We start from the raw sequence: 7,375 nt of genomic DNA, 5'->3' as shown, positions 1-7,375 counted from the left end.
GATTCACTGGGGCGCGGCCGATCCGAAGGTGCGCGGCCCGGTGGTCGGCACCACCACCACCCGCGGCCAGCGCAACGTGGTGGGCACGCACAGCGGCAGCTACGGTGTCTACCGCGCGCTCGCGGTCGCCGCCGGCAACCTGACGAAGGGCCACCGCGCCGACCTCACCAACACCGCCCCCACCACGCCCATCGGCCCCTACCCGCAGTGGAGCGACCCGCACAAGATCGTCTCGCTCGACCCCTGGGGCGCGGCCGTGGGCGAGGTCTTTGCCGACTACCTCGCGCAGGGCTACGACATCCGCCCCACCATCGCCGTCACGCAGGCGCACGTGCACCTGCCCGAGATCAAGCAGGCCATCGCCTTCCAGCGCCTGAAGCCCGACGGCCGCATCCTGCTCGACGACGCCTCGGCGGTCGTCACCAAGATCGCGGTCGAGCCGGTGTGGTGGATCGAAGGCGTGGCCAAGCGCTTCAACGTGAGCGAGGCGGATCTGCGCCGCGTGATGTTCGAAGAGACCGGCGGCATGTACCCCGAGCTGGTGACGCGCAGCGACATCGGCATCTTCCTGCCGCCCATCGGGGGGCAGACGCTCTACATCTTCGGCAACCCCGCCGACCTGGCCAACCCGGCCGTGACGCTCACCGCGCGCGTGCACGACGAGTGCAACGGCTCCGACGTCTTCGGCTCCGACATCTGCACCTGCCGCCCTTACCTCACCCACGCCATTGAAGAATGCGTGAAGGGTGCGCAACAGGGTGGCGTGGGCCTCATCGCCTACAGCCGCAAGGAAGGCCGTGCGCTGGGCGAGGTCACCAAGTTCCTGGTCTACAACGCGCGCAAGCGCCAGGTGGGCGGCGACAGCGCCGACAAGTACTTCCTGCGCACCGAGTGCGTGGCCGGCGTGCAGGACATGCGCTTCCAGGAGCTGATGCCCGACGTGCTGCACTGGCTGGGCATCCGCAAGATCCACCGCCTGGTGAGCATGAGCAACGACAAGTACGACGCCATCACCGGCAGCGGCATCGAGGTCGGCGAGCGCATCAAGATCCCCGACGAGCTGGTGCCGGCCGACGCCAAGGTGGAGATCGAGGCCAAGATCGCCGCCGGCTACTTCACCGACGGCAGCGTGCCCGACGACGTGAAGCTCGCGGCCACCAAAGGGCGCAACCTTGTCTGACGACGGCCCCAAGACGCCTGCGGCGTCGCCCCCCGAGGGGAGCCCGCCGGGCTTGGGGCGGCCCGGCGCTCCGTCGGGGGTCTCCGTTCTGCGCTCAACCAGCACCATCCGCGAGCGCTGCCAGAACATCCTGCGCGCCGTCGACGAAGGCCGCTCGCGCCACTTCACGCTGCACCGCAGCCAGCTCGACGAGGTGGCGCGCCGCGTGGAGCGCGTGACGCGGCAGAACTACCCCGAGCTGCGCATCCCGTACCACAGCCGCTGGCGCCACTTCGAGGCCGGCGGCGTGAACCGCAAGGCCGAGCTCGACGCGCGGCTGGCCGGGCGCGACGCCGCGGCGCAAGCCCGTGCGCGCATCGACCTCACGCTGGTGAGCGTGCTGCTCGACGCCGGTGCCGGCCCGCACTGGGGCTACGCCGAAGCGTCGAGTGGTGAGCGTTTCACGCGCTCCGAAGGCCTGGGCGTGGCGAGCTTTCGCGCCTTCATGCAGGGGTGCTTCTCCTCCGATGCCGGCGACCCGCTGCGCGTCGATGCGCAGGCGCTTGCACGCATCGACGCCGCCACCTTGGCCGAGGTGTTCCAGGTGCGCGACGGCAACCCCTTGGTCGGCCTGGAGGGCCGCGCCACGCTGCTGCAGCGGCTGGGTGAGACGCTGCTGTCGCAGGCCGATGTCTTTGGCGCGGAGGGCCGGCCCGGCCGCCTGTTCGACGCACTCACGGCCCAGGGCGACCGCCTGCCCGCCATGCGCGTGCTGCAGGCCCTGCTCGACCACCTGAGCCCCATCTGGCTCACCGGCAGCTCGCTCGCCGGCGTGCCGCTGGGCGACTGCTGGCCGCACCCGCTGGCCGGCGGCAGCGGCCTCACCGCCGGCTGGGTGCCCTTCCACAAGCTGAGCCAGTGGCTGACCTACTCGCTGCTGGAGCCCTTCGAGTGGGCCGGCATCACCCTCACCGAACTCGACGGCCTGACCGGCCTGCCCGAGTACCGCAACGGCGGCCTGCTGCTCGATGCGCGCGTGATCGTGCCCAAGGACCCGACCTTCGCCGCGCGCACGCACACCGCGTCCGATGAAGCCATCGTCGAATGGCGTGCCCTCACCGTGGCGCTGATCGACGAGATCGCGCCGCTCGTGCGCGCACGCTTGAACAAGAAGCCCGAGGAGATGCCGCTCGCCTGCATCCTCGAAGGCGGCACCTGGGCGGCCGGGCGCGAGATCGCCAAGAGCCTGCGCGAAGGCGGCAGCCCGCCGCTGCACATCGAGAGCGATGGGACGGTGTTCTAGACCCGCTTGCCGATCCAGGCCAGGATGTCGGCCACCACGCCTTCCTTGCCCACGTCGGCCAGCAGGTCGTGGAAGTGGCCCTCGTAGAGCTTGAGCGTCTTGTCGGTGGAGCCGGCGGTCTGCTGGAAGAACTGGCTGCCGGCCGGCTGCGTGGCCTTGTCGAGCGTGCCGTGCAAGATGAAGAGCGGCAGCTTGATCTTGGGGAACTCGCGCTTGAGCCGCTCGTTGGCTCGCACCAGTTCGGCCACCGTCTGCGCCGGCTGGTTCTCGTTGAGCGTCAAGGGGTCGCTGTTGAGCGCAGCCACCACGGCGGGGTCGCGCGAGAAGTCCTTGTTCTGGAGCTTGAGCACGCCCAGGCGCGGTGCGAAGCTGCTGATGAGCTTGACGAGGCCCAGCACGAAGTCGGGCGCCGGCACCTTGAAGGCGAAGCTCTCGCAGATGAGGCCGCGGAGTTCGGCCTGGTGCTCGAGCGCGTAGCCGCAGGCGATCACGCCGCCGGCGCTGTGCCCGATCAGGAACACCGGCAGGCCGGGCTCCTGCGACTTGACCAGCTTGATGAAGGTCGACAGGTCGCTCGTGTAGTCGGAATAGCTCTGCACGTAGAAGCGCTCGCCGCCCGACTTGCCGCGGCCGCGGTGGTCCAGCGCATGCACGGCCAGGCCGGCGGCCGCGAACTGCTCAGCCGCCCAGGCGTACTGGCCGCTGTGCGAGTTGAAGCCGTGCGAGATCACCAGCACCGCGCGCGGTGCACCGCCGGTGGGCCGCCACGAGCGGGTGAAGATCTTCAGCCCCCCCACGCCTTGAAAGGACGATTCGGCTGCCTGGAACGCTGTGACCATGAAGCTTCTCCTGGGTGGTGTGACGTGAAGGGGGTGACCCGAGCACGCAGCGTGCCACACGAAGACGGCAGAACGATCAGCGTTTGGCGTTCATCAGCCTCGCCACGGTGCCGCTGGCCTTGATCTTGTCGAAGGCGGCGCGGGTGCGCGCCACCACTTCGTCCGAGGTCGGCAGGCTGTACGCCATCCAGATGCCCACCGTCAGGGCATCGAGCGCGTAGGCTTTCTCCAGGCGCGTGCAGTCGAAGCGGTTGTCCTCGCACAGCTGGGCCGCGCCTGCTTCCGACAAGGCGGCCAGTTCGGCCTGGCCGTTGACCAGCATCTTGAAGTTGTCGCCCACCGTCGGTGCCACCACCAGCCGGGTGAAGCCCTGGGCTTGCAGGTACTGGTGGCGTACATCGTCGCGCGTCACGGCGATGCTGTGCTGGCGCGCCTGCTCGAGGCTGCGCAGGTGGAGCTGCGTGTTGCTACGCAGCTTGTAGAGAAAGTAGTCGACGCGGATGTACTCGCCCACCCACTTGAAACGGGCCTCGCGCTCGGGGGTGCGCGCGATCAGGTAAATGAGCACGTTGGGCTCTTGCATCGCCATGTCGTAGGCGCGAGCCCAGGGATACATGCCGATGCTGTAGTCGGTGAAGCCGGCACGCTTGAGCGTGGCCTCGGCGATCTCGTTGGCCGGGCCGGCCGGCTTGCCGTTTTCCATGCGGCTGTAGTTGGATGGCTCGGTCACGGCGCGGATGGTCTGCGCGTGCAGCGCGCCGCAGGTGAGGGTGAGTGCCAGGGCGGCGAGGAAGCGAGAGGTCGGCGTCATCCGTTGTTCTCCAGTCAGCCGGCCGTCGCCACCTGGTTGCGGCCCTGGCTCTTGGCGCGGTAGAGCGCGCGGTCGGCCTGGTCAAGCAGGGTGTCGAAGCGGTCCATCGTGGCGGGGTCGAACTGCGCCAAGCCGATGCTCATGGTGATGTGCGGCGAGATCTGCGAGCCGCTGTGGGGCAGGGCGCGCACCGCCAGCGCCTGGCGCAGCCGCTCCGCGGCCTGGCGCGCCTGCTCGGCGTCCATGCCCGGCAGCAGCACGGCGAATTCCTCGCCGCCGATGCGTGCGATCAGCTCGCCCGCGCGGGCGAAGGTCTGGCGCAGGGTGTCGGCCACGTCTTTCAGGCAGACGTCGCCCAGCGCGTGGCCGTAGGTGTCGTTGTAGCGCTTGAAGAAGTCCACGTCGCACAGCAGCACCGAGAGCGGTTGGGCCATGCGCTGCGCGCGGCGGAACTCGATGTCCTTCACTTCGTCGAAGTGGCGCCGGTTGGCCAGGCCGGTGAGGGGGTCGCTGCGCGAGAGTTCTTCCAGCTGCGCGTTGGCGGCGCGCAGCTCGGCGGTCTGCTCGTTCACCAGATCGGCCAGGCGGTCGCGGTGCGCGGCCAGGTCGCGCTCGTCGCGGAGCTGGCGCGCCAGATGCTCGGAGAGCTTGGCCTGCAGCTGGTTGATGCCGCCTTCGAGCAGGCTCAGCTCGTCGCGGTGGCGAACCGTGCGGTCTAGCCGCAGGGTCTGGTCCAGCGTGATGGGGGTCACCTCCTCGAGGTGGCGCGCGATGCGCCGCACGTGCACGGTCACCATGACGTGGAACAGCCACATGATCAGCCCGGCCAGCAGCACGGACTGCACCAGCTGCGTGAGCACGATGCCCACGATCTCGCCGCGCAGGCGCGACCACAGCACGCGCTCGTCGCCTTCGAGGGTGAGCTCGCCCACCGTCTCGCTGGCGCCGGCGTAAGGCTCGTAGCTGAGCTGGCGGTGCAGTGATGGCGCGAGCGACGAGACCGGCGCGCCGTCCTGGCGCCGCTCCAGCACCTCGGCAGTGCGGCCGGCACGGCGGATGCGCAGCTCCACGCGGCCCACCGGGCTCACCTGGGCCACACCGTCCACGTGGGTCAGCATCTCCTCGCGGTCCATCTCCCAGATGGCCTTGGACAGCGTGCGCTGGAACACCCGGTCGATCAGGCCCAGCTCGGCCGTCATGGCCGCGAGGTTGCGCTGCCAGGCCGACCAGGTGCGCACGGCCACGGCGGCCACGGTGAAGACGATGCAGAAGACGAGCGTGGCCAGCACCAGGCGGCGGCCCAGCGAGCGCGGGGGGGTGTCGTCGCGTGGCGTGGTGGGTGACGTGGCAGGTGAGGCGGCCACCTCAGAGCCACTTCTTCTGGAGGCCGTCATAGGTGCCGTTCTTCTTGATCGTCTCCAGCGCCTTGCGGAAACGTTCCACCACGGCATCGGGCGTCTTCAGGCTGAAGGCCATGCCCAGCCCACCGTCGGTGGCCAGATCGGGCAGGGCCAGCACGCGTTCGATCGCCGCCGCGGGGTCTTCGCCGGCCTGGCGCACCAGGTACACGGCGTTCAGCTCGTCCGAGATCCACAGGTCCACGCGGCCGAGGCGCAGCTTCTCGTAGTTGTGCTCGTACTTGTGGCTGGACTGCAGGTTCTTGCCGATCGCGAAGCCCTTGTCCACCAGGTACTGCTCGCCGGCGTCTTCGTTCACCGTGGCGGTCTGGTACTTGCGCGCGTCATCCAGGCCCTTGAGCTGGATCTTGCGGTCGGTGCGTGCGTACAGGTACCAGTCGGTCGGCGCGACCACGCCCACCCACTTGAACAGCTTCTCGCGCTGCGCCGTGCGGGTGATGGAGTAGATCAGCACGTTCTCGCCGTGCAGCGCGGTGTCGTAGGCGCGCGCCCAGGGCATGGAGCGGATCTCGCCGTCCATGCCGGCTTCCTTCATCACGGCCTGCACGACCTCGGTGCTCAGGCCGGTGATGCGGCCGTTCTGCGTCATGTTGTAGGGCGGCAGCTCCTCGGTGACGATGCGCAGCGCCGGGCCGGCGGCCCCCGCCGGCAGCGACAGGCCGGCCAGCAGCGCCAGCACGGCGCAAGCGCGCAAGGAGGAGGAGAACGGATTCATGCCTGCCTATCGACAGCACCGCATGCAACTTGAGCCCGCACGCCTCTTGCATCAGCCCCCGTGCCAGACACGTCACGAAGCCAGCGCTTGCAGATATGCTGGCCGCCACAGGAGAGCCGCCATGACCGCCCAGATCCACCACCTCACCCACCCGCTGATCCAGCACAAGCTCACGCTGATGCGCGAGAAAGACCGCAGCACCAACAGCTTCCGCCGCCTGCTGGGCGAGATCAGCATGCTGATGGCCTACGAGGTCACGCGCGACATGCCCACCCAGCTGATCGACATCGAGACGCCGCTGGAGCCCATGCAAAGCCCGGTGATCGACGGCAAGAAGACGGTGTTCGTGAGCATCATGCGGGCCGGCGCGGGCTTCCTCGACGGCATGCTCAACGTGATTCCCGGCGCACGCATCGGCCACATCGGCCTGTACCGCGACCCCAAGACGCTGGTGGCGGTGGAGTACTACTTCAAGATGCCGGCCGACATGCACGAGCGCGACGCCATCGTGCTCGACCCCATGCTCGCCACCGGCAACTCGGCCGTGGCCGCGGTCGACCGGCTGAAGGAGACCAAGCCGAGGTCGATCCGCTTCGTGTGCCTGCTGGCCGCGCCCGAGGGGCTGAAGCACTTCACCGAGGCCCACCCCGACGTGCCGGTGTACGTGGCAGCGATCGACCGCGAGCTCAACGAGCACGGCTACATCGTGCCGGGGCTGGGGGATGCGGGGGACCGGCTGTTCGGGACGAAGTAGGGCCGAGCACTCAGGCGAGGCGCTCGAAGCGCATCCGCCAGTTCACCTCCCAGGTGGCGCCGCCGTCGGTCGAGAAGGTCTGCTCCCAGCGTGGCGTGGCGGTGCGCGTGTCCAGCCAGAGGAAGCGCACGCGGATGGGCCGGCCCTTGAAGGTGTCGTCGGCGTAGAAGCTGCCGGTGCCGCCTTCGAAGCTGCCCACCATCGGCACGTCCACGTTGTGCGGCTGGCGGCCGTCGAGCCACCAGATGGCCCAGCGGCGGGTGGCGGGGTCGAAGGCGCGGAACGCGGCTGCGCGGTAGCTGCCCCCCGGCAGGTTGATCACGTTGTCGTCGACGTTGCCCAGGCCGCCGAGCAAAGGCTGCGCGGTGCAGCTGCC

Annotated in this window: 8 protein-coding genes; 3 read left to right on the top strand and 5 right to left on the bottom strand. The window is 69.3% G+C overall.

Annotated elements, in window-relative coordinates; genetic code table 11:
- Both VFL64_RS10295 and VFL64_RS10290 read left to right on the top strand, forming a co-directional pair.
- Positions 1-1,180: GTP cyclohydrolase II (locus VFL64_RS10295; RefSeq protein ID WP_489540285.1), on the top strand; the 1,180-nt coding region annotated here is incomplete at its 5' end.
- Entirely contained in the window at positions 1,173-2,462 is a 1,290-nt protein-coding gene (locus tag VFL64_RS10290; RefSeq protein WP_489540284.1) for a URC4/urg3 family protein, read from the top strand. The genes VFL64_RS10295 and VFL64_RS10290, both read left to right, overlap by 8 nt.
- On the opposite strand, the gene VFL64_RS10285 is transcribed toward VFL64_RS10290, so the two are convergent.
- The 4 genes from VFL64_RS10285 to VFL64_RS10270 form a co-directional block, all read right to left on the bottom strand.
- The gene (locus tag VFL64_RS10285; RefSeq protein WP_489540283.1) at positions 2,459-3,301 is read right to left on the bottom strand and encodes an alpha/beta hydrolase; all 843 of its coding nucleotides are present in this window, start codon (positions 3,299-3,301) and stop codon (positions 2,459-2,461) included. The genes VFL64_RS10290 and VFL64_RS10285 overlap by 4 nt on opposite strands.
- Positions 3,302-3,377: 76 nt before the next feature.
- Positions 3,378-4,112, bottom strand: coding sequence for a substrate-binding periplasmic protein (locus tag VFL64_RS10280; RefSeq protein ID WP_489540282.1), 735 nt, complete (start codon positions 4,110-4,112; stop codon positions 3,378-3,380).
- A 14-nt stretch (positions 4,113-4,126) separates the two neighbouring features.
- Positions 4,127-5,476, bottom strand: coding sequence for a GGDEF domain-containing protein (locus tag VFL64_RS10275; protein ID WP_489540281.1), 1,350 nt, complete (start codon positions 5,474-5,476; stop codon positions 4,127-4,129).
- Between the two features lies 1 nt (position 5,477).
- On the bottom strand, positions 5,478-6,245 hold the full coding sequence (locus VFL64_RS10270) for a substrate-binding periplasmic protein (RefSeq protein WP_489540280.1): 768 nt from the start codon (positions 6,243-6,245) through the stop codon (positions 5,478-5,480).
- Between the two features lie 121 nt (positions 6,246-6,366).
- Between VFL64_RS10270 and upp the strand changes: the two genes are divergently transcribed.
- Positions 6,367-6,999, top strand: coding sequence for a uracil phosphoribosyltransferase (gene upp, locus VFL64_RS10265; protein WP_489540279.1), 633 nt, complete (start codon positions 6,367-6,369; stop codon positions 6,997-6,999).
- 10 nt (positions 7,000-7,009) lie between these two features.
- Here upp and VFL64_RS10260 read toward each other — a convergent pair.
- The coding region (locus VFL64_RS10260; protein WP_489540278.1) for a DUF1579 domain-containing protein at positions 7,010-7,375 on the bottom strand (366 nt) is incomplete at its 5' end.

It is taken from the genome of Rhizobacter sp. (genome assembly GCF_035702065.1).
GTDB lineage: Bacteria > Pseudomonadota > Gammaproteobacteria > Burkholderiales > Burkholderiaceae_C > Rhizobacter.
The sequence above is the reverse complement of the archived record's forward strand: the minus strand, read 5'-3'. Positions and strand labels throughout refer to the sequence as shown.